Origin of the sequence: Rhodoluna sp., assembly GCF_024639375.1 — a bacterium.
Taxonomy (GTDB): domain Bacteria; phylum Actinomycetota; class Actinomycetes; order Actinomycetales; family Microbacteriaceae; genus Rhodoluna.
On the sequence record NZ_JAHEIM010000008.1, the window covers coordinates 20729 to 41695 of the forward strand.

Here is a 20967-nt window from a genome sequence, read left to right on the forward strand (position 1 = left end):
CGCTTAGCCTAAACCGACAACTAATTCGGCCTTTGCGGCATCGATTGCCTTGGCCATGCCGTTGGCACCGGCTGACAGAACACTTCGTGAAACCGAGTGCAGAGTTTGTGCCGATGCAGCGCCGAACAGAATTTTGCTGGCCGAAAGTTCGGCACCCTGGGCACCGAATCCCGGAGCCAAAATTAGTGTGCCGGCTGAGGCTTGACCCTCGAGCACCGATGACAAACCGAAACTATTTAGGTTCAGAGTGGCACCGAGCACAGCGCCGAAAGAACCAAACTTTTCATTTGGTCCGGCGGTTACCCTGTTGATTTCGCCGAGACCGTGCCAAATCTGTGCAGCGATGGTTTCATTGCCAGTGGTGGCTCGTTGCAAAGCGGCGCCTTCGGGGTTTGAAGTTGCCGAAAGCACAAATAGGCCCTTGCCTCGCTCTAGACATTCTTTCATCAATGGCTTCAAAGAGTCGAAGCCAAGGTATGGCGAAACGGTAAGTGCATCGCAAACAAATGGAGCGTTGGCACCGAGCCAGGCGTCGAAGTAGGCGTCCATTGTTGTGCCAATGTCCCCGCGCTTTGCATCCATGATGACAACAACATCGGTGGCTGCAGCTCTCTCGGCAAGCTTCTCAAGCACAGCAAAACCAGCTGAACCGTGACGCTCAAAGAAAGAAACCTGTGGCTTGATGATTCCAACTCGACCTACCGCTGCATCGAGTGCACGGTTGGCGAACTCTTCGAGACCAGTCACGTTATCGTCAAGACCCCAGTCCGACAACAAAGCTGCGTGCGGGTCAATGCCAACGCAAAGCTGACCGTATTTCTCGAATGCGGTTTCTACCTTTTTTGCGAAACTAGTTGGCAAGTGCAACCGCCCTGTCGTGTGCGTGCTCCTGAAGTGACTTCACTGAGAATGGTCCAGCGATAACAGCCTCGAATGAGCCAATCGCTGCACTCAACTGTGCAATCGTCGTGAAGATTGCCTTATCGGCTGCCGTAGTAGCGGCACGAATCTCGTAGCCATCCTTGCGTGCACTTGAACCCGATGGAGTGTTCACCACAACATCCACCTTGCCTGCACCAATCAAATCAACAATCGAGGGTGTGCCATCTGTTGAAGTTTCAGAGTGCTTGCTCACTACTTCAACTTCAATTCCGTGGCGCGCCAGGATTGCAGCTGTGCCACTGGTTGCCAAGACGCGGTAACCAAGTTGCTGCAAACGACGCACTGGCAAAACAACCTGTGGCTTATCGCGGTCGGCAACCGAGATGAAGATGCTTCCCGAGGTAGGTAACGCACTTCCTGCGCCAGCCTGACTCTTGGCAAACGCCTTTGGAAAGTCAACGTCGATGCCCATAACTTCACCGGTTGAACGCATTTCTGGACCAAGCAGCGAATCAACGAAGCGACCATCCTTGGTAGCAAAACGCTTGAACGGAAGCACCGCTTCTTTCACGGCAATTGGCGCGCCAGCTGGAATGTAGGTGCCATCCTTTTCTGGCAAGTGACCCTCACTGATCAGTTGCTTGATAGTTTTGCCAACCATCACGAGTGAAGCGGCCTTTGCCAATGTGATGCCGAGCGCCTTTGAAACAAAAGGCACGGTGCGAGATGCACGTGGGTTTGCCTCTAGCACGTAAAGCACATCCGCAGCTAATGCGAACTGCACGTTTAGCAAACCGCGAACGCCAATGCCCTGAGCAATCTTTAGAGTTGCTTCACGCACGCGTGCAATCTGTGAATCGCTCATCGTGATTGGCGGCAAGGTACAGCTTGAGTCACCAGAGTGAATTCCGGCCTCTTCAATGTGCTCCATCACGCCACCTACGAAAAGATCGGTGCCGTCAAACAACGCGTCAATGTCAATCTCGATTGCGTCATCCAAGAAACGGTCAACCAATAGTGGGTGGCTCGGGCCAACAATTCCTTGGTCTTCGATGCGATCGAAGTAATCACGAATTCCATTTTGGTCATAGACGATCTCCATGCCGCGACCACCAAGAACGAATGATGGACGAACCAAAACTGGGTAGCCAATGCGGTTAGCAATGATTTCTGCGTCGGCAAGGGTCGTTGCGGTTCCGTTGGCCGGTGATAGCAATCCACCGTCATCAAGAATCTTGGAGAACAGGCCTCGCTCTTCGGCAAGGTCAATTGCACTCGGGCTGGTGCCAAGAATTGGAATACCTTCGGCCTCAAGACCCTTTGCCAAACCAAGTGCGGTTTGACCGCCCAGCTGAACCACAACGCCAACCAATTGACCACTCTGCTGCTCGGCGTGAATTACCTCAAGCACGTCTTCAAGAGTCAGTGGTTCGAAGTACAAGCGGTCTGAAGTGTCGTAGTCGGTTGAAACCGTTTCAGGGTTGCAGTTGATCATGATGGTTTCGTAGCCGGCATCAGAGAGCGCGAAAGATGCGTGCACACAGCTGTAGTCGAACTCGACGCCCTGACCAATTCGATTAGGGCCTGAACCCAAAATTACAACTTTCTTGCGGTCAGAAGGAACGACTTCGGTTTCTTCTTCGTAGGTGCTGTAGTGATACGGAGTCAATGCTGGGAACTCACCGGCACAGGTATCCACGGTCTTGAAAACTGGGCGCAACATGAGGTCATGGCGCATCAAACGAACTTCGGTTTCAGACAAACCACGCAAGTCAGCGATTTGAATGTCGCTAAAGCCGTGATCCTTCGCGTTGCGAATAACCTCAGCATCAAGTGAAGGCGCAGCAGCAATATCATCAGCAACCTCGTTGATCAAAACAATCTGATCAATGAACCAAGGGTCCATCTTGGTTGACTCGAATACTTCGGCAGCGGTTGCACCGGCGCGAAGAGCTTGCTGCAACAGCACGATGCGGCCATCGGTTGGCGTCTTAATTGCTTCCAACAGTTCGGCCTTATTTCCTGGCACCCCATTCCAGTGGAATGAAGAGCCGCGACGTTCAAGGCTTCGCAGCGCCTTTTGCAACGCCTGTGAATAGTTGCGGCCGATTGCCATGGCCTCACCAACTGATTTCATGGTGGTGGTTAGTTCTGGGTTTGCTGCCGGGAACTTCTCGAAAGCAAAGCGTGGAACCTTCACCACGATGTAATCAAGCGTCGGTTCGAAGCTGGCAGGAGTCACGCGAGTGATGTCGTTTGGAATCTCATCGAGCGTGTAACCAATTGCAAGTTTTGCGGCAATCTTGGCGATTGGAAAACCAGTTGCCTTCGAAGCAAGTGCTGATGAACGGCTAACGCGCGGGTTCATCTCGATAACTACCACTCGCCCATTCTCTGGGTTCACTGCAAACTGAATGTTGCAACCTCCTGTGTCGACACCTACGGCACGAATGATGTCAATGCTGATGTCGCGCAGGTTCTGGTATTCGCGGTCGGTAAGCGTAAGTGCCGGTGCAACGGTGATTGAGTCACCGGTGTGCACACCGACTGGGTCAACGTTTTCGATTGAACACACCACAACACAGTTGTCATTGGTGTCGCGCATCAATTCGAGCTCGTATTCTTTCCAACCCAAAATTGATTCAGAAAGCAGAACCTGTGAAACCGGGCTCGCCTGAAGACCTGAACCACAAATGCGACGTAGCTCTTCTTCGTCGTAAGCAAAGCCTGAACCCAAACCACCCATGGTGAACGAAGGCTGAACCATTAGCGGGTAGCCAAGTTCACCGGCAGCGTCGATACATTCATCCAAAGTGCCACAAATAACCGACTTTGCAACATCGGCACCAGCATCAAGCACCAACTGCTTGAAGATTTGGCGGTCTTCACCCTTTTTAATTGCATCAACCTTGGCGCCAATTAGCTCAACGTTGTACTTCTCTAGAATGCCCAGCTCATGCAACGCCATTGCAGCGTTCAATGCGGTTTGGCCACCAAGGGTAGGCAGAATTGCGTCTGGCTTCTCTTTGGCAATGATTGCCTCAATTACTTCTGGAGTAATTGGCTCGATGTAAGTTGCATCGGCGAAGTCTGGGTCGGTCATGATTGTGGCCGGGTTTGAGTTAACCAAGATCACACGGATGCCCTCGGCGCGAAGTACGCGGCAAGCCTGTGTTCCTGAATAGTCAAACTCGCAAGCCTGGCCAATAACGATTGGGCCTGAGCCGATAACTAGAACGCTTTGAATGTCTGAACGTTTTGGCATTACTTGGCCACCTTGTTGGTCTTGACGAGTTCAACCAAACGGTCGAAAAGATAATTTGAATCGTGTGGGCCGGCTGCGGCCTCTGGGTGATATTGAACAGAGAAGGCAGGAATGTCTAGGCACTCCAAACCTTCAACGCAGTCGTCATTTAGCGAGACGTGGCTAACCTGAACGCGACCGAAGCCAGCTGGGCTTTGCACTTCTGGGCCGCCATCAATCTTTACTGCGAAACCGTGGTTGTGAGCAGTCACTTCAACGCGACCAGTGCGGCGATCGAGCACCGGCTGGTTGATGCCGCGGTGTCCGAAAGGCAACTTGTAGGTGTCAAAGCCAAGTGCGCGACCTAGCAATTGGTTGCCAAAGCAAATGCCGAAGAACGGAATCTTCGCTTTGAGAATTTCTTGAAGAACAGTTACCTGACCAGCTGCGGCCTCAGGGTCACCTGGACCATTCGAATAAAACACCGCGTCTGGGTTTTGCTCGAGAATAGTTGCCGCATCTGATTTTGCTGGCAGCACCACAACGTCGAGACCACGTGCGGTCATGTGTTCGATTGTCGACTTCTTGATGCCAAGATCAAGAATGGCAACCTTGCCAACTTTCTCACCTTCGGCTGCAACCGAATAGGTTTCGGCTGTTGTCACAACATCGCTCAGCGAAAGACCCTTCATCTTTGCCGCGCCATTCACCTGGGCTAGAAGCTCGGCAATCGGCTGGGTAGCCGCATTGCCAGAAAATACTCCGGCACGCATGGAGCCTGCAGAACGCAGGTGACGAGTTAGCGCACGGGTGTCAATGTTTGAAATGCCCACGATGTTGTATTTAGTAAGTTCCTCATCGAGGCTCGCCTCGGCGCGAAAGTTTGAAACGATGCGAGACGGGTCACGCACAACATAGCCAGCAACCCAAACTTTGGCTGACTCCTCGTCGCGAGCGTTTACTCCGGTGTTGCCAATGTGAGGCGCGGTCTGCACCACAATTTGACCTGCATAAGAAGGGTCAGTGAGCGTCTCTTGGTATCCGGTCATGCCGGTTGCAAAAACGATCTCGCCGAGAGAAGAACCAATTGCGCCATATGGCTTGCCGTGAAATACACGACCGTCTTCTAGAACTAGTAAGGCTTGGGTCATTTGGTTACCTCTCGAGTGATGCTCATTAGTGAATTCAAGATTGCGCGTCGCTGTTTTTCGTCAACGATGCGAAGGTGGGTTGCCAGCTGAGATTGCTCGTGCTGCCATTCGATAGAAATCAAGCCGCCTGGCTCAACGGCGCGATCAATAACAGCCTGGTTGGTGCCCACACGCAAGATTGAAGCCTTGTCGATGGCCAGCGGCACTTCGCCGGTGCGAACGATTAGCACACCCTCGGTGAATACGACCACCTTTGCAACCCCACGACCACCAAGGCCATAGGCGGCGATGCGCTCTAGAGGATTCTGGGCATAAGTTGTCGCAACATAAAAACCAGTTGCTTCAGCGAGTTGCTCACCAAAGAATTCGAGGGCCTCAAGTGGGCGAGAAAAATTTGCCGACTGCTGCGTTTTTCGTCGAATCCAAGATCGAACTGCAAGGCCTGCGAAACCAACCACCAGAACGATGGCAATCAAAGCCATTGTGTTTTTAGTCATTAAGCACGCCCCTTTGCCGACAACTTGCCGTCGCGAACAGTGAAGTATCCGCGGTAAATTGTGTGCTTCACTCGCCCAGGCAACTGCATGCCGATGTAAGGCGAGTTCTTTGACTTCGATGCGCTGTCGGCAATGATAGTTCGCTTAGCGGTTGGGTCAACCAGTGCGATGTTCGCCACCGAACCAACTTCGATCGCCTGACCGGCTTCTTCGTCACGTGCAATTTGAGCTGGGTTATGTGACATCACCTGAGCCAAACGAGCCCAATCAGACTTGCCACTGTCGATGAGAACCTCTTGCGCAATTGACGCCGCAGTCTCGAGGCCTAACATTCCGAACGCCGCAGCAGACCATTCGCAATCTTTTGCTTCGATTGGGTGCGGAGCATGATCGGTAGCGATGATGTCGATGGTGCCGTCAATCAGAGCTTCACGAAGAGCAAAAACATCTTGCTGAGTGCGAAGCGGCGGGTTCACTTTGTAGACAGCGTCATACGAACGCACAAGCTCATCGGTTAGCAATAAGTGGTGTGGGGTGACCTCTGCAGTCACATTGATGCCGCGCGCTTTTGCCCAACGGATAATCTCAACCGAGCCAGCGGTAGACAGGTGACAAATGTGAACTCTTGAACCAACGTGCTCGGCTAACAAAACATCTCGAGCGATGATCGACTCTTCTGCAACAGCCGGCCAGCCAACTAGTCCAAGCTCGGCAGAAACCGCTCCCTCGTTCATCTGAGCACCTTCGGTGAGGCGAGGCTCTTGCGCGTGCTGTGCAATCACACCGTCGAACGCTTTTACATATTCCAAGGCGCGACGCATGATCACTGGATCGTGAACACACTTGCCGTCATCCGAGAAAACTCGAACCTTGGCCTTTGAGTTTGCCATTGCCCCTAGCTCAGCCATCTGCTTGCCGTCGAGGCCAACGGTGACCGCACCAATCGGGTGCACGTCGGCATAGCCGGCCTCGCGACCCAAAGTGGCAACCTGCTCGACTACGCCGGCGGTGTCAGCAACTGGCGAGGTGTTAGCCATGGCATGCACAGCCGTGAAGCCACCAACTGCAGCAGCCTGAGTGCCGGTCAAAACCGTTTCGCTTTGCTCAAAACCTGGCTCACGTAAGTGCGTGTGCAAATCAACAAAACCTGGCAGAGCAACCAAGCCGGTGCAGTCGATTTCTTCGATGCCAGAAAGACTCGTGCCGATTGCCGTGATTTGTTCACCCGTGATGGCGATGTCAGCAATGGTGCCATCGACCAGAGTGGCGTTCTTCAAAATGTAATTAGCTGACATCAGTGGCCCTTTCGCCCGAAAGAAGTGTGAACAAAACTGCCATGCGCACTGAAACACCATTGGCCACTTGTTCAAGCACCGTCGACTTTGGTGAATCTGCAGAAACCGCGTCAATCTCAAGACCGCGGTTCATAGGCCCTGGGTGCATCACGATTGCAGTGTCCTTTAGGCGCAACAAGCGTTCGCCGTTTAGACCCCAGATGCGCGAGTACTCACGCTCGCTCGGAAAGAAAGATGCGTTCATGCGTTCAGTTTGCACTCGAAGCATCATCAGCACGTCGGGCTTTTCTAAATCAATCACGTCATCCAGGCTGTAGTGCAGCTTGGCATTCCAATTGCTTGGGTTAGCCGGTAGCAAAGTAGGTGGCGCAACAAAGTGCACCTCAGCTCCAAGTGTGTTCAGCAACAGCAGGTTCGAGCGAGCAACGCGCGAGTGCAACACATCCCCAGTAATTGCTACCTTCACACCGTCAAGGCCCTTGCCTGCAGAAGCGGTGCCGTGAATTCGCTTGCGCATGGTGAATGCATCAAGCAGCGCCTGAGTCGGGTGTTCGTGAGTGCCGTCTCCAGCGTTCACGATCGCGCCGTTGATCCAACCGCTGTGTGCGAGAACATTTGCTGCCCCGGATGCGTGATGGCGAATGACCACAGCATCGGCACCCATGGCTTCAAGAGTTTGTGCGGTGTCCTTTAGGCTCTCGCCTTTTGAAACGCTCGAACCCTTGGCGGAAAAATTGATTACATCTGCCGACAAACGCTTGGCAGCCAATTCAAATGAAATGCGAGTGCGTGTTGAATCCTCGAAGAATAGATTCACCACGGTCTTGCCCCGCAGAGTTGGCAACTTCTTGATCTCCCGGTCATTCACATCGGCCATGCCTTCGGCAACGTCAAGCAAGTGAATTGCAAAGTCGCGGTCTAGATCACCGGCTGACAACAAATTCTTCAAATTGCTCATGATTCGATCACCACACCGTTCTGACCATCGGCTTCGGTTAGCTGCACGCGAATGCGCTCTTCACGAGCAGTCGGCAGGTTTTTGCCAACAAAATCGGCTCGAATTGGCAACTCACGGTGACCGCGATCAACCAACACCGCGAGTCGCACCGCGCGCGGGCGTCCGTAGTCGTTTAGCGCATCCAAAGCCGCTCGAATTGTGCGACCACTAAACAAAACGTCGTCAACAAGAACCACAACTTTGTCGTCGATGCCCTGACTTGGAATGTGAGTTTCGGTGACGCTGCGAGTTGGGTTTGAAGCCAAATCATCGCGGTACATGGTGATGTCAAGACGACCAAGCAACTGCTCGCGGTCTACTCCAGGTTCGGCTTTTTCAATAACTTTGGCAATGCGCTCAGCCAAAATGACGCCACGGGTTGGAATGCCCAGAATTACTAGGTTTGCGGTGCCGCTCTTCTGCAAAGCAGTGTTGGCTTCAAGAATCTCGTGAGCTATTCGAGTAACTGCGCGATCTATGTCGTCGCTGCTCAAGACGGTGCGTGAAGACACGCCCACCTCCTTCTCCGCCTCTCTGGACGGTCTTTAAAGGATGTTGTGGATACTCTAACAGGCTACTGCCCTACTGCGCAGCCTTTGTAGCCGAGATTCTGGTCAGCAATCCGTTGATAAATGCCCCGGATTCATCCGTAGACAACTCTTTGGCCATCTCAACGGCTTCATTTATGGCTACCGCGTCGGGTACCTCATCGTTGAACATGATTTCCCAAACTGCCACACGCAAAATGGCGCGGTCAACGTTTGGCATGCGGTCGATGGCCCAACCCTGCGAATAGGTGTCAAGCAGGTCATCGATTTCGTTGTGGTTGTCGACAATGCCTTGAACGATCTGCTTGGCGTAGCCAAAGATTGCGTCTTGGTTTTGGCGGTCGGCCGTGAGCTCAGCTACCTCGTTGATCAGAGTAAGCGGAGAAATCTTGCGCAGGTCTGCGGCGAATACCGCATCAACTGCGCGCTTACGTGCTTTTGTGCGAGCGCTCAAAGGATTATTCGGTTACTCGACCGAGGTAGTCACCGGTGCGAGTGTCAACGCGAACCTTGGTGCCGTTCTCAAGGAACAACGGAACCTGAATCTGAAGACCGGTCTCAACGGTTGCTGGCTTGGTGCCACCGCTTGAGCGGTCACCCTGCAAACCAGGCTCGGTGTAGGTAACTTCTAGAACTACTGAGGCTGGAAGTTCAACGTAGATTGGGTTGCCCTCGTGCATCGCAACAACGGCTTCCTGGTTCTCAAGCAGGTAGTTCTTTGCATCGCCAACAGTGGCGTCGTTAAGGCTCACCTGGTCGAAAGTCTCGCCATCCATAAAGATGTAGCCTTCACCGTCGTTGTATAGGTAGGTCATGTTGCGCTTGTCAACGTTGGCGGTTTCAACCTTCACACCAGCGTTAAAAGTCTTGTCAACAACCTTGCCAGTCATCACGTTCTTTAGCTTTGAACGCACAAATGCGGCGCCTTTGCCAGGCTTTACGTGCTGGAATTCGATGACAGCCCATAGCTGACCTTCGATGTTTAGAACCATGCCGTTCTTCAAGTCGTTTGAAGTTGCCATGACAATCACTCACTCATTTCGGTGTTTAAGGTTTTATACATAAAAAAAGGCGGACTCAGCCGCATTCACTGGATTAAGTGTAGTCGACGCGGGTTATTTAGATGCCAGCTGAGTCAAGGCCAAAAGGTAAGAATTGACGCCAAAACCGGCGATGTAGCCGGTAGCAACCGCTGAAATCACGCTGGTGTGGCGAAATTCTTCACGCGAGTGTGGGTTGCTCAGGTGAACCTCAATCAAGCGCTTGCCAGACTTGGTGATCTGAACGGCGGCATCTCGAACTGCATATGAGTAGTGCGTGAAAGCTGCTGGGTTTAGCACAACGTCGATTTGGCGATCTACTGCCTCATGCAGCCAAGAAATAAGTTCTGCCTCGCTGTCGGTTTGGCGTACCTCAACGGCAATTCCCTCGGATGCCCCGTGGGCCTCAAGCGCTGTGACCAGCCCAGCGTAGTCGGTTGCCCCATAGATCTCGGGTTCGCGAGCACCTAGGCGACCAAGATTTGGGCCATTCAAAACCAACACAGTTTGCATAAGCAAAGGTTACCGCTAGCCTTCAACAATCTCTTGGAAGGCGGCGTGCAAAAGTTCAATCGCAGGCGCAGTCATGATGGTTGGCTTGGCAATGTCATCGAGAACCACAAAACGCAAGGTGCCGGCGCGAGTCTTTTTATCGCGCTGCATGGTCTCCTGCAGTTGGCCCCATTTTGCAGCCGGGTAAGTAGTCGGCAAGCCAAGCAAGTTGAGCACACTGCGATGACGGTCAACTGCAGCATCGTTTAGGCGCCCGGCAAGGCGAGCGAGCTCTGCAACGAACACCATGCCAATCGAAATCGCGGCACCGTGACGCCACTTATAGCGTTCGGCGTGCTCAATGGCGTGACCAAGCGTGTGGCCGTAGTTCAAAATTTCGCGCAGACCAGATTCCTTGAAATCTTCACCCACTACTCGCGCTTTGATGGCGACCGATCGCTCAATAATTTCTTGAAACACTTCGGATGTTGGATCAGTTGCAACAGCTACATCGGCCTCAATCAATTCAAGGATGCGCTCGTCGGCGATGAAGCCATATTTCACAACTTCACCAAAGCCGGCCAAGATTTCGTTGCGAGCCAAACTTTGCAAGGTGTCGAGGTCAATGATCACAGCGCTCGGTGCGTGAAAAACACCAACGAGGTTTTTACCTTCGGCAGTGTTGATTCCGGTTTTTCCGCCAATTGCGGCATCCACCATGCCAAGCAAAGTGGTTGGCACTTGAATCAGTTTTACGCCGCGCAACCAAGTTGCTGCAACAAAGCCCGCTAGGTCGGTAGTTGAACCGCCACCAAAACCAATCACCGCATCGGTGCGAGTGAAATCGGCTTGACCCATGACTCCCCAGCAAAAAGCTGCAACCTCCACGCGCTTGGCATCTTCGCTGTCTGGCACGCCAGCAAGAATTGCTTCATAGCCGGCCTCAACAAGGGTTTCGCGCAAAAGTTCGGCACTTGGTGAGAGCCCCACCGGGTGCACAATCAATACCTTGCTAACCGACTTGGCAAGAGCTGCTGGCACTTCACCCAGCAACGCGCGACCAATGACAACCGAGTACGGGTTATCTCCAGAGACTTCAATCACAGTTTTGTCTGACATTAGATACCTAGTTTCTCGCGGATTTCTGAAATCGTGGTGTTGAGGGTTTGACCCGAGGTGTTGACTTCGATGTCAGCTAACTTTTCATAGATTGGTTTGCGTTCGTTGTAGATGCGCTTCCAATCTTCAACGCCCGATTTGATCAAAGGGCGGTTTCCATTTTTCAATCGTGACCCAATGTGCTTGCCATCGGTTGAAAGGTAAATCACCGTTGCCTCACCGAGAAGCTCTTGATTCTTCGGCAATAGCACTGCTCCGCCGCCGGTTGCAATTACAGCCGGTTGCGCCAGAGCTTTCAGCAATGCTTCGTGCTCTAATTCTCGAAACGCTGATTCACCGTGAGCCGCAAAGTATGCAGCAATTTCACCGTGTTCTTCAACAAACAACGCGTCGGTGTCGATAAACGGAACCTTGAGCGACTTGGCAAGTTTTCGACCAACGGTGGTTTTGCCGACCCCCATCGGGCCGACAAGAACTAGTAGCTCACTTTTATTAGGCACGCCAAGAAGTGGTGTCGGTTGATGCCAACACCGCAGGGATGTTTTCTAGGTAGCTGGTTAGATTGCGCTTGCTTTCAGCAACTGAATCGCCACCAAACTTTTCAAGCACTGAGTTAGCAATCACCAGAGCGACCATGGCTTCAGCAACAACACCGGCAGCAGGAACCGCACAAACATCTGAGCGCTGGTGGTGTGCCTTTGCAGCCTCACCGGTGGCAACATCGATTGTCGATAGCGCTTTAGGAATCGTTGAGATTGGTTTCATTGCTGCACGAACGCGCAAAATTTCACCATTGCTCATGCCACCTTCAATGCCACCGGCGCGGTGGGTCAAACGGTGAACAACACCAGAGGCGTCACGTTCAATTTCGTCATGCGCAACTGAACCGCGACGACGAGCGGTTTCGAAACCGTCGCCCACTTCGACACCCTTAATTGCCTGGATGCCCATCAGTGCGCCAGCAAGTTGAGAGTCAAGCCTGCGATCCCAATGAACAAAGCTGCCAAGGCCGGGTGGCAAGCCGTAAACCAAAGTTTCAACTACACCACCAAGGGTGTCGCCTTCTTTGTGACACTCGTCAACTTCAGCAACCATTGCGGCTGAGACATCTGCATTGAAACAACGCATTGGGTCTTCATCTAGCTTGGCCACATCACTTGGAGTAGGCACTGGTGCATCTGCTGGTGCCATAACCGGGCCAATGCCAACGGTGTGAGTCACCAAGAAGATGCCAAGTTCATTCAAGAATTTTGAAGCCACGGCGCCAAGTGCAACACGTGCTGCAGTCTCTCGAGCACTCGCACGCTCAAGCACCGGGCGGCTGTCAAGAAAACCGTACTTCTGCATGCCGGTGAAGTCAGCGTGGCCAGGACGAGGGCGCGTTAGCGCTTCAGCGCGAGCTCCAGAAAGTTTTGCTTCATCCACCGGGTCAGCCGACATTACGTCTTGCCACTTTGGCCACTCGGTGTTGGCCACGGTGATGGCAACCGGACCACCCATAGTTAGGCCGTGACGCACGCCACCAGATAGCGAAACCTCGTCTTGCTCGAACTTCATGCGAGCACCGCGACCATATCCCAAGCGACGGCGAGCAAGAGCATCTTGCACCTCGGCAGTGGTGATAGGGGTTCCGGCTGGCAGGCCTTCTAGAACAGCAACAAGCTCAGGGCCGTGCGATTCTCCTGCGGTGATCCAACGTAACATGCCTGCAATTCTCTCACAGACCAAGACAATGCTGGTTAGGCTGCCTGGCTACTTAGGCGTTAGATTCTGAAACCGAGATGCGCATAGCTTCAAGCACTGCGATTTCATTCGGCAATTCTTGGGATGGATTCGAGAACGTGAAGATGCGAATCTGCGCAATTGCCTGCCAAATCAGCATTTCTAAGCCACTGGCAACACCTGCTCCCCTTGCTGCAAAAACAGTGGCCAACTTGCTCGGCCAAGGGTTGTAAGCCACATCAAGCAGCATGCCGCCTGGCTTCCAGAGTTCGAGTCGCTCAAGGCGAACGGCAAGATCATCCATGGCTTGAGCCGGAACCGTGCTGACAGTCAACTGTGCACCAGCGATCGAGTTTGAAATACTCCAAGAGCGCTTGGCTTTGAGCCCAATCGATTTTGCGAACGCGATGGTTGATTTGCGCGTGCTTGAATTGCGGGCGGAAATTAGCACTTCGCATGATGGGTTGAGTTTTGAAATCGCAACCAGCGCTGACGTTGCGGTGGCCCCTGAACCAATCACTACGGCCTTTTTTGGCGGATTCGATTGAACTTGGCGAACTGCCTGCATGATTCCGAAGACGTCGGTGTTGTAACCGAACCAGGTGCCATCTTCGCGATGTTCCAATGTATTGACCGCTTTGGTTGCCGCCGCCAGCTCATCAACCTGATTGGCAAATCTGAAAGCTTCTTCTTTCAGCGGCATGGTCACGCTGAAACCGTTCCACTGTTGCTGCAGGGCGCCAATAAAAGTGCGCAATGCACCCTTCTTTACTTCAGCGCGGCCATACTCCCAGTCGGTTCCCAAAACTCGGTAAGCGGCAAGATGAATTGCCGGTGATTTTGAGTGCTCAATTGGGGAACCCAAAACCGCAAACTTTTTACTCATAACCAGGGTTCTCTTTCATCCAGGCTCTCCAAAGCGCTACCGCCTTTTCGTGCTCCGCATAAGTATTGCTGAAAACCGTTTCGCCGGTTTCAAGATTGATGGTGCAGAAGTACAGCCATTTTCCATTCGCCGGGTGAAGTGCTGCGTCGATTGCCAGTGCACCGGGTGCGCTGATTGGCGCAACGGGCAAACCATCTTGCAAATAGGTATTCCAAGGATTATCGTTGGCGCGATCGGCTGCACTGGTACTCACCGTTGAGCCATTTACTCCGTAGCTCACAGTTGCGTCAGATTGCAAACGCATACCCGCCTTGATGCGATTCAGGAATGTTGCTGAAACCTTAAAGAAGTCACTTTCGATGCGAGCCTCTTTTTGCACCACCGAAGCCAATGTCAAAACTCGATTTGCATCCTTTGCCGCAATTCCGAATTTGTCGAGCTCTTGCTGCATGCGGTCAACCATCACTTGCAAGATTTCTTTTGCAGAAGAACCCGGCACAAATGTGTAGGTTGCCGGGAACAAGTAGCCCTCGATGCTGGGCAGGTTAGCGCTCAAGCCAAATGCTGTTGGCTGTTTGAAATATTGCTGAAAATCAGAAACAGGCATTCCGGTTTTTTCACTTAACACCGCAAAAACGTTGCTGGCACGAAGGCCCTCTTTGATTACGGCCCTCTCGAGAGATGCCGAGTTTCGATCGGATAGCACGGCAATCGCGGCTGCCGAAGTCATGTGCGTCTTCATTGCAAAAGTGCCCGGATAAAAAGTTGGGTTCAAATCCAGAATTAATTGATAGGTCACACGGAAATTCTTGGTGATGCCTGCGTCAACAAGGTGTTGCGCAATGACTTCTCCGGTATCACCAGAGTTCACAGTGAATTTAACTTCCTCAACACCAGGGCCCGAGTAGTCGTTGCCAAGCAGTTGATCCAAACCTGCTCGAATCACGCCTCGGTTCACATATGCAACACCGGAACCCACTGCAAGCACTAGAACCAACGCGAGCAGGGCGGCAAGGCGACGACGAACAAAAACGCGCTTAGTCATCGATTTGCTCCAAACTCTTACCCGGTTTCCCGCCACTGGATTTTTCCAACTCCATGGCTTGTTCCAAGATAACGGTGGCAGCCACCTGATCAATAATCGGTCGTGATTGCTTAGAATTCTTGCCTGAGGATTGCAGTGCTGCCGTGGCAGCCACAGTGGTCAGTCGCTCATCGATCATGCGAACCTCAACCGGCGACAGCGCAGCCAACGCCTTAGCAATCGAGATCGCATCCGCAGTTGATGCCGTTTCGCCACCTGACATGTTCAATGGCAGGCCGACATAAATTTCGATCACTTCTTCACCAGCCAGAGCAGCAAGAATATCTTTTGCGGTTTGCTCGGCACTCTCGGCGCGGGCAACGGTTGCCAAACCACTTGCAAGAATTGCGTGGAAATCAGAGATAGCCAAACCAACGCGAACCTTGCCCACGTCGACGGCCAAACGGCGCCCAGAACGCACTATGCGTTCAACGCCCCTTCGATTGCAACCACGGCTGCATCAATTTTGCTAACGTCTTGACCGCCACCTTGGGCCATGTCATCCTTGCCGCCGCCACCGCCGCCAAGAATTGCACTGGCAACCTTCACCAATGCTCCAGCTTTGATGCCGTGCTGACGTGCAGTAATTGTGGTTGCTACAACCAGCATTGGCTTTTCTGCAATGACTGCAAACAGCGCTGCCGTGGCAGAGGTGTCGCCAAACTTGTCGCGCAACTGTGAAGCAAGTGTGCGAAGGTCATCCACAGAGTCAAGTTCACCAAGGTTTGTTGCAACAAATTTGCTGCCCTTGAACTCTTTGGCACTTGCAATAAGTTCTGGAATTCGGGTAGCCAGCTGGCTTGCCTGCACTGCAGCAAGTTTGCGCTGAGCAACCTTTAGTTCTTCGATGGTTTGGGCCAATCGCTCTTCAAGCTGCTCTTTAGGTGCCTTCATTGATTCAGAAAGACGTGCAACCAAAGCACGCTCGGCAGAGAGTGCACGGAATGCCTCGATGCCAACAAGTGCCTCAACACGACGTGAACCAGAGCCAACGCTTGATTCGCCGATCAACGAAACCAAACCAATTTGCGAACTGCGTGCAACGTGAGTTCCACCGCAGAGTTCGCGCGACCACGGGCCACCAACCTGAACAACGCGAACACTCTCGTCGTAGGTCTCACCAAACAGCGCAACCGCTCCCCATGTCTTTGCCTCAGGCAATGACATGTATTGCGCGCTTACTGCAAGATCACCGCGGATAGCCAAGTTAGTGACTTCTTCGATTTCGCTGCGTGTTTCAAGCGACAGCGCCTGTGTCCAAGCAAAGTCCAAGCGCATGTAGCCAGGCTTGTTGTATGAGCCGCTCTGCAATGCAGACGGGCCAAGTACCTGACGAAGAGCTGCGTGCACAACGTGGGTTGCCGAGTGAGCTTGGCAAGCACCGAGGCGCCAGTCGGCGTCAACCTGAGTGGTCACTTTTTGACCAACTGAAACCTCACCGCTGCGAACCAAAACCTTGTGGCTGATTAGACCCTTGACCGGCTTCTGCACATCTAGAACCTCTAGCTGCATTCCATCAGCAACGATGAAACCTGCGTCAGAGTCCTGACCACCAGATTCGGCATAGAACGATGTCTCGTTCAAAATTACTTCGGCAATTTGACCCTGCTTGGCGTGCTTGGCGTCGGCGCCATCAACAATCAGACCCAATACCTCGGCGCCCGTGGCCAGCTCTTCGTAGCCTGCGAACTTGGTAACACCCTTGGCGCGGAAAGCCGAGTAAACCGAAAGATCGGTTCCGCCGAGTTTCTTTTCGCGAGCATCGGCCTTGGCGCGATCACGTTGTTCAGCCATCAACGACTTGAAGCCATCGCGGTCAACAGTGAGCCCAGCTTCTTCGGCAATTTCAAGAGTTAAATCAATTGGAAAACCGTAGGTGTCGTGCAACAAGAACGCAGCGTCGCCAGCAAGTTGTTTCGAGCCCGAAGCTTTGACCGCATCAAGAGCCTCGTCGAGATAAACGGTGCCCGCGGTAAGAGTGCGCAAGAAGGTTTCCTCTTCGGCAATAGCGGTTTTCAAAATTCGCTCGAAGTCGGTTTCCAACTCCGGATACGCGGCCTTCATCGCGTCCTTAGATGCAGTGAAAAGAATCTTGAAAATCGGAGTGTCAACACCAAGCAAACGCATGGCTCGAACCGAACGACGAAGCAAACGACGCAATACGTATCCGCGGCCATCGTTAGCCGGAGTGACGCCGTCACCAATCAACATCAAAGCTGAACGCACGTGATCGGCAACCACACGCATGCGCACGTCGTCTTCTACAACAGCGCCATATGTTTTGCCCGAAAGCTGCGCAGCCAAATCAAGCACTGGGCGAACCTGGTCGATCTCATAAAGATTCTCAACACCCTGCATCAAGAACGCAACGCGCTCCAGACCCATTCCGGTGTCAATGTTTTTCTTCGGCAGTTCACCAAGAATTTCAAAGTTGTCTTTTCCGGTTCCTTGGCCACGCTCATATTGCATGAACACGAGGTTCCAGATTTCGATGTATCGATCTTCGTCGGCCTCTGGGCCACCCTCGCGACCATATGCCGGGCCACGGTCGTAATAAATCTCAGAACAAGGGCCAGCAGGCCCAGGCTGGCCAGTGGACCAGTAGTTGTCTTTCATGCCACGGCGCTGAATACGCTCCATCGGAATGTCGGCAACATCACGCCAAATCGAAATAGATTCGTCGTCGTCTTGAAAAACAGTCACCCAAAGCAGCTGTGGGTCTAGGCCCAGGCAACCTGATTCTTTTGAACCGGTTAGAAACTCCCACGCATAAGCGATTGCTTCTTTTTTGAAGTAATCGCCGAATGAGAAGTTGCCGTTCATCTGAAAGAAGGTGCCGTGACGAGTGGTCTTGCCTACTTCTTCAATGTCTAGGGTTCGCACACACTTTTGAACGCTGGTTGCGCGTGGGTATGGCGCAGGCACCAAGCCACTCATGTATGGAATAAAAGGAACCATGCCGGCCACTGTGAAAAGCAGTGACGGGTCTTCGCTAATTAGCGATGCAGATGGAACAACAGTGTGGCCTTTGCCCTCAAAAAAGTTGAGCCAGCGTTGGCGGATTTCTGCCGTCTGCATTTATTAGATGTCTGAAGCGGGCGCGCTAGCCGGCTTTGTTGCAGGAGCAGTCTTTGCAGCAGGCTTCTTGGCAGCCGCTGGCTTTTTGGCCGCAGGCTTCTTTGCTGCCGACTTCTTAGCTGCTGGCTTGCGAGGAGTTCCGCGAAGTTCTGAAGTGCGCTCCTTGAAACCCTCGGTTACCTGCTCGGCAATCTGCTCGCCAAATTCACGAGCACGCTTAGTAGCGTCATCAAGTTTTGCCTGAGCTTCAGGGTTCTTGTCGAGCTGCTTCTTAATCTCAACACCGGCAAAGATGCCAACAATAATCCAGAACAACTTCTTCATGGTCGTTACCTACTTCTTCTTAGTGAGATTTGAACGCAAACCTTGGGCAAGGCCTGCAAGTTTTACCAGTGGTGAACCAACGGTCGAAGAAAATACGGCAACCAGCGAACTGATGTTGGCACTAACTTCGGCAACGTTTTCAGTGATTACATCCACGCGAGCCAACTGCTTGTTGGCTTCGGTGACTGTGTCGGTAAGTTCAGTGAGCAGTGGAGCCACGCTGTTGTTGAGATCGCGAATTGATTCACGAGTCTCGTCTAGCACGCGGCCAAGCTTTAGCAATGGCACTGCAATAAACAGCACCAAGAGCGCGAACGCTCCGGCTGCAATCAAAGCTGCAATGTCTCCACCGCTCATCTGAACTCCTAAGTTGTTTTATCGAGCTGCGTAGTACTCAACAACAAGCTGAACTTCACAGGTAACTGGAACTTCAGCACGCTTTGGGCGTCGAGTCAAGGTCACGTGCAACTTGTCAAGAGCAACATCCAAGTAACCAGGAACTGGAGGCAATACGTCGACGTGACCGCCGGCTGCCGCAATCTGGAAAGGCTCGGTCTTCTCTGACTTCTCGTGCACGTGCACTAGCTGACCTGGCTTCACACGGAATGAAGGACGGTCAACTCGCTCGCCGTTTACCAGGATGTGACGGTGTACAACCATCTGACGTGCCTGAGCAATTGTGCGAGCGAAACCTGCGCGTAGCACGATTGCGTCAAGACGCATCTCTAGAAGCTCAACTAGGTTTTCACCAGTTAGGCCGTCGGTGCGCTTTGCCTCTTGGAAGGTCTTGCGAAGCTGTGCTTCACGAATACCGTACTGGGCGCGCAAACGCTGCTTCTCGCGAAGACGAACGGCGTAGTCGCTGTCGGCCTTCTTCTTGGTGCGACCGTGCTCACCTGGAGCATACGGGCGCTTTTCTAGGTACTTTGCTGCCTTCGGCGTTAGGGCTAGGCCCAACGCACGAGACAAACGCGTTTTACTGCGGGTACGTGTGGTTTTAGACACGTGTTCCTTTCATGCAACTGCAATTAAGCGGTCGCGGTTATAGCGGTCAATGTTCACAAAAGGGGATCTTGGATTGGATCCTCTGCCACGGACCCTCCGGCTATTAGAGGGTCGCACCGTGAATTGAGCACTCGCACAGCCGCGTTTGAGTGCTCCAGTCGGCAACCTGTCAATCCTAACAGCGAAAGGGCTATTTTTTGAAGCCTCGGATGATTGCGCGCAGCCTTGGCCAGCGATCGACGTATTCGCGCTCGGCCCCGATGTCTTTGGGTAGGTAATAAGTGCGACCGAGTGACTTATCGGCCAAATAGCGCTGTGGCACAACCGATTTGGGGTCATCGTGCGGGTAGGCATAGCCCACCCCTGCCCCGGTCTTCTTAGCTCCGGCATAGTTTGAACTGCGCAGCGGCTTTGGCACTTCGCCAAACACCCCGGCGCGAACGTCATCCAAAGCGCTATTAATTGCGTTGTAGGCGGTGTTGCTCTTTGGGGCCAGGGCCAAATAAATAGTCACCTCGGATAGCGGAATGCGCCCTTCGGGCATGCCGATCATGGCGACAGCTTCGGCGGCGGCTACCGCGATGCCAAGTGCCTGCGGGTCGGCCAGGCCAATGTCCTCCGCTGCCAAAATGATGAGCCGTCGAGCGATGAAGCGCGGGTCTTCTCCGGCTTCGATCATGCGGGCCAAATAGTGCACCGCGGCATCGGCATCTGAACCGCGAACCGACTTGATAAAGGCGCTAATGACGTCGTAATGCTGATCGCCATCTTTGTCATAGCGAACCAGGGCGCGATCCATGGCCTTGGCTACGTCGTCTACCGTGATTTTCACGGCCTTCTTGCCGGCGCGAGCGGTGGCAACGGCGGCAGAGGCCTCGAGAACGGTGAGAGCGCGGCGGGCATCGCCATCGGCCAGGCGCACAATGTGGGGAATCACTTCGGCTTCAAGCTCGACCTTGGCGGCCAGGCCACGTGGGTCTTCAACCGCACGCTTGAGCAGGGTTTCGATGTCATCGTCGCCCAGCGAGTTCAATGTGAGCATTAGCGATCTTGAAAGCAGCGGTGCAATTACTGAGAAACTCGGATTTTCGGTGGTTGCCGCAATCAGCACAATCCAGCCGTTTTCCACGCCAGGCAGCAAGGCGTCTTGTTGGGCCTTTGAGAAGCGGTGAATCTCGTCCAAGAACAAAATCGTGCTTACGCCATACGTGTCGCGATCGGCTCGGGCGCGTTCCATCACTTCACGAACATCTTTGACGCCTGCTGTGATGGCGCTTAGTTCAACGAAACGGCGACCGCTGAGTCGAGCCACCAGTTGAGCGATGGTGGTCTTACCGGTTCCCGGCGGGCCCCAAAGGATCACCGAAACAGTGCTGGCCTTCTCTCCTGGTTCGGCTTTTTGAGCCAAGGCTCGCAATGGAGAACCCGCGCCCAGCAGATGCTTTTGGCCTACCAACTCATCCATAGTCGAAGGGCGCATTCTGGCGGCCAATGGCATCACCGATGAATAGAACCCCGACTGATCAGACATAAGCAAAGGCTAATCGAAAGCCTGCAAGCCAGTCGCTAATAACTTGCGTAATATCGAGCGAGAGCATTTCTA

General features: G+C 53.1%; 21 protein-coding genes. All 21 read right to left on the reverse strand.

The annotated features are described in order from the left end of the window. Positions 1–3 precede the first annotated feature (3 nt). Complete coding sequence (gene pyrF, locus Q0L28_RS03585; RefSeq protein WP_296631721.1) at positions 4–861, reverse strand: orotidine-5'-phosphate decarboxylase; 858 nt, start codon at positions 859–861, stop codon at positions 4–6. After that, positions 851–4147 (reverse strand): carbamoyl-phosphate synthase large subunit, encoded by a 3297-nt coding sequence (gene carB, locus Q0L28_RS03590; protein ID WP_296631725.1) that lies wholly within the window; start codon positions 4145–4147, stop codon positions 851–853. The genes pyrF and carB overlap by 11 nt, the downstream gene beginning before the upstream one ends. Further along, a complete protein-coding gene (carA, locus tag Q0L28_RS03595; protein ID WP_296631727.1) occupies positions 4147–5277 on the reverse strand; it encodes a glutamine-hydrolyzing carbamoyl-phosphate synthase small subunit in 1131 nt (376 codons plus the stop codon). Before carA ends, carB begins: the two co-directional genes overlap by 1 nt. Further along, positions 5274–5774, reverse strand: coding sequence for a hypothetical protein (locus Q0L28_RS03600; RefSeq protein ID WP_296631728.1), 501 nt, complete (start codon positions 5772–5774; stop codon positions 5274–5276). Before Q0L28_RS03600 ends, carA begins: the two co-directional genes overlap by 4 nt. Continuing rightward, positions 5774–7069, reverse strand: coding sequence for a dihydroorotase (locus Q0L28_RS03605; protein ID WP_296631731.1), 1296 nt, complete (start codon positions 7067–7069; stop codon positions 5774–5776). Before Q0L28_RS03605 ends, Q0L28_RS03600 begins: the two co-directional genes overlap by 1 nt. Beyond that, a complete protein-coding gene (locus Q0L28_RS03610) occupies positions 7059–8018 on the reverse strand; it encodes an aspartate carbamoyltransferase catalytic subunit (RefSeq protein WP_296631819.1) in 960 nt (319 codons plus the stop codon). Before Q0L28_RS03610 ends, Q0L28_RS03605 begins: the two co-directional genes overlap by 11 nt. A 5-nt stretch (positions 8019–8023) precedes the next feature. Further along, positions 8024–8578, reverse strand: coding sequence for a bifunctional pyr operon transcriptional regulator/uracil phosphoribosyltransferase PyrR (pyrR, locus tag Q0L28_RS03615; RefSeq protein ID WP_296631734.1), 555 nt, complete (start codon positions 8576–8578; stop codon positions 8024–8026). Positions 8579–8648: 70 nt separating this feature from the next. Further along, positions 8649–9068 carry a transcription antitermination factor NusB gene (gene nusB / locus Q0L28_RS03620; RefSeq protein ID WP_296631737.1) on the reverse strand — a complete coding sequence of 140 codons (420 nt, stop codon included), beginning with the start codon at positions 9066–9068 and terminating at the stop codon, positions 8649–8651. Between the two features lie 4 nt (positions 9069–9072). After that, on the reverse strand, positions 9073–9636 hold the full coding sequence (gene efp, locus Q0L28_RS03625; RefSeq protein WP_296631740.1) for an elongation factor P: 564 nt from the start codon (positions 9634–9636) through the stop codon (positions 9073–9075). A gap of 93 nt (positions 9637–9729) precedes the next feature. Beyond that, positions 9730–10167 (reverse strand): type II 3-dehydroquinate dehydratase, encoded by a 438-nt coding sequence (locus Q0L28_RS03630; RefSeq protein WP_296631742.1) that lies wholly within the window; start codon positions 10165–10167, stop codon positions 9730–9732. Between the two features lie 15 nt (positions 10168–10182). Then, on the reverse strand, positions 10183–11265 hold the full coding sequence (gene aroB / locus Q0L28_RS03635) for a 3-dehydroquinate synthase (protein ID WP_296631744.1): 1083 nt from the start codon (positions 11263–11265) through the stop codon (positions 10183–10185). Next, complete coding sequence (locus Q0L28_RS03640) at positions 11265–11765, reverse strand: shikimate kinase (RefSeq protein ID WP_296631746.1); 501 nt, start codon at positions 11763–11765, stop codon at positions 11265–11267. Before Q0L28_RS03640 ends, aroB begins: the two co-directional genes overlap by 1 nt. Next, on the reverse strand, positions 11758–12969 hold the full coding sequence (gene aroC, locus Q0L28_RS03645; protein ID WP_296631749.1) for a chorismate synthase: 1212 nt from the start codon (positions 12967–12969) through the stop codon (positions 11758–11760). The genes Q0L28_RS03640 and aroC overlap by 8 nt, the downstream gene beginning before the upstream one ends. A 52-nt stretch (positions 12970–13021) precedes the next feature. After that, a complete protein-coding gene (locus Q0L28_RS03650) occupies positions 13022–13873 on the reverse strand; it encodes a shikimate dehydrogenase (protein WP_296631750.1) in 852 nt (283 codons plus the stop codon). Then, complete coding sequence (gene mltG / locus Q0L28_RS03655; RefSeq protein ID WP_296631753.1) at positions 13866–14918, reverse strand: endolytic transglycosylase MltG; 1053 nt, start codon at positions 14916–14918, stop codon at positions 13866–13868. The genes Q0L28_RS03650 and mltG overlap by 8 nt, the downstream gene beginning before the upstream one ends. Further along, positions 14911–15378 carry a Holliday junction resolvase RuvX gene (gene ruvX / locus Q0L28_RS03660; RefSeq protein WP_296631758.1) on the reverse strand — a complete coding sequence of 156 codons (468 nt, stop codon included), beginning with the start codon at positions 15376–15378 and terminating at the stop codon, positions 14911–14913. The genes mltG and ruvX overlap by 8 nt, the downstream gene beginning before the upstream one ends. Continuing rightward, the gene (alaS, locus tag Q0L28_RS03665; RefSeq protein ID WP_296631761.1) at positions 15378–18035 is read right to left on the reverse strand and encodes an alanine--tRNA ligase; all 2658 of its coding nucleotides are present in this window, start codon (positions 18033–18035) and stop codon (positions 15378–15380) included. Before alaS ends, ruvX begins: the two co-directional genes overlap by 1 nt. 3 nt (positions 18036–18038) lie before the next feature. Continuing rightward, entirely contained in the window at positions 18039–18359 is a 321-nt protein-coding gene (locus Q0L28_RS03670) for a hypothetical protein (protein ID WP_296631764.1), read from the reverse strand. A 9-nt stretch (positions 18360–18368) separates the two neighbouring features. Continuing rightward, a complete protein-coding gene (locus Q0L28_RS03675; protein WP_296631767.1) occupies positions 18369–18716 on the reverse strand; it encodes a DUF948 domain-containing protein in 348 nt (115 codons plus the stop codon). Positions 18717–18734: 18 nt separating this feature from the next. After that, the gene (gene rpsD / locus Q0L28_RS03680; protein ID WP_296631769.1) at positions 18735–19364 is read right to left on the reverse strand and encodes a 30S ribosomal protein S4; all 630 of its coding nucleotides are present in this window, start codon (positions 19362–19364) and stop codon (positions 18735–18737) included. Positions 19365–19554: 190 nt separating this feature from the next. Further along, complete coding sequence (locus tag Q0L28_RS03685) at positions 19555–20895, reverse strand: replication-associated recombination protein A (RefSeq protein ID WP_296631772.1); 1341 nt, start codon at positions 20893–20895, stop codon at positions 19555–19557. Between the last annotated feature and the right edge of the window lie 72 nt (positions 20896–20967).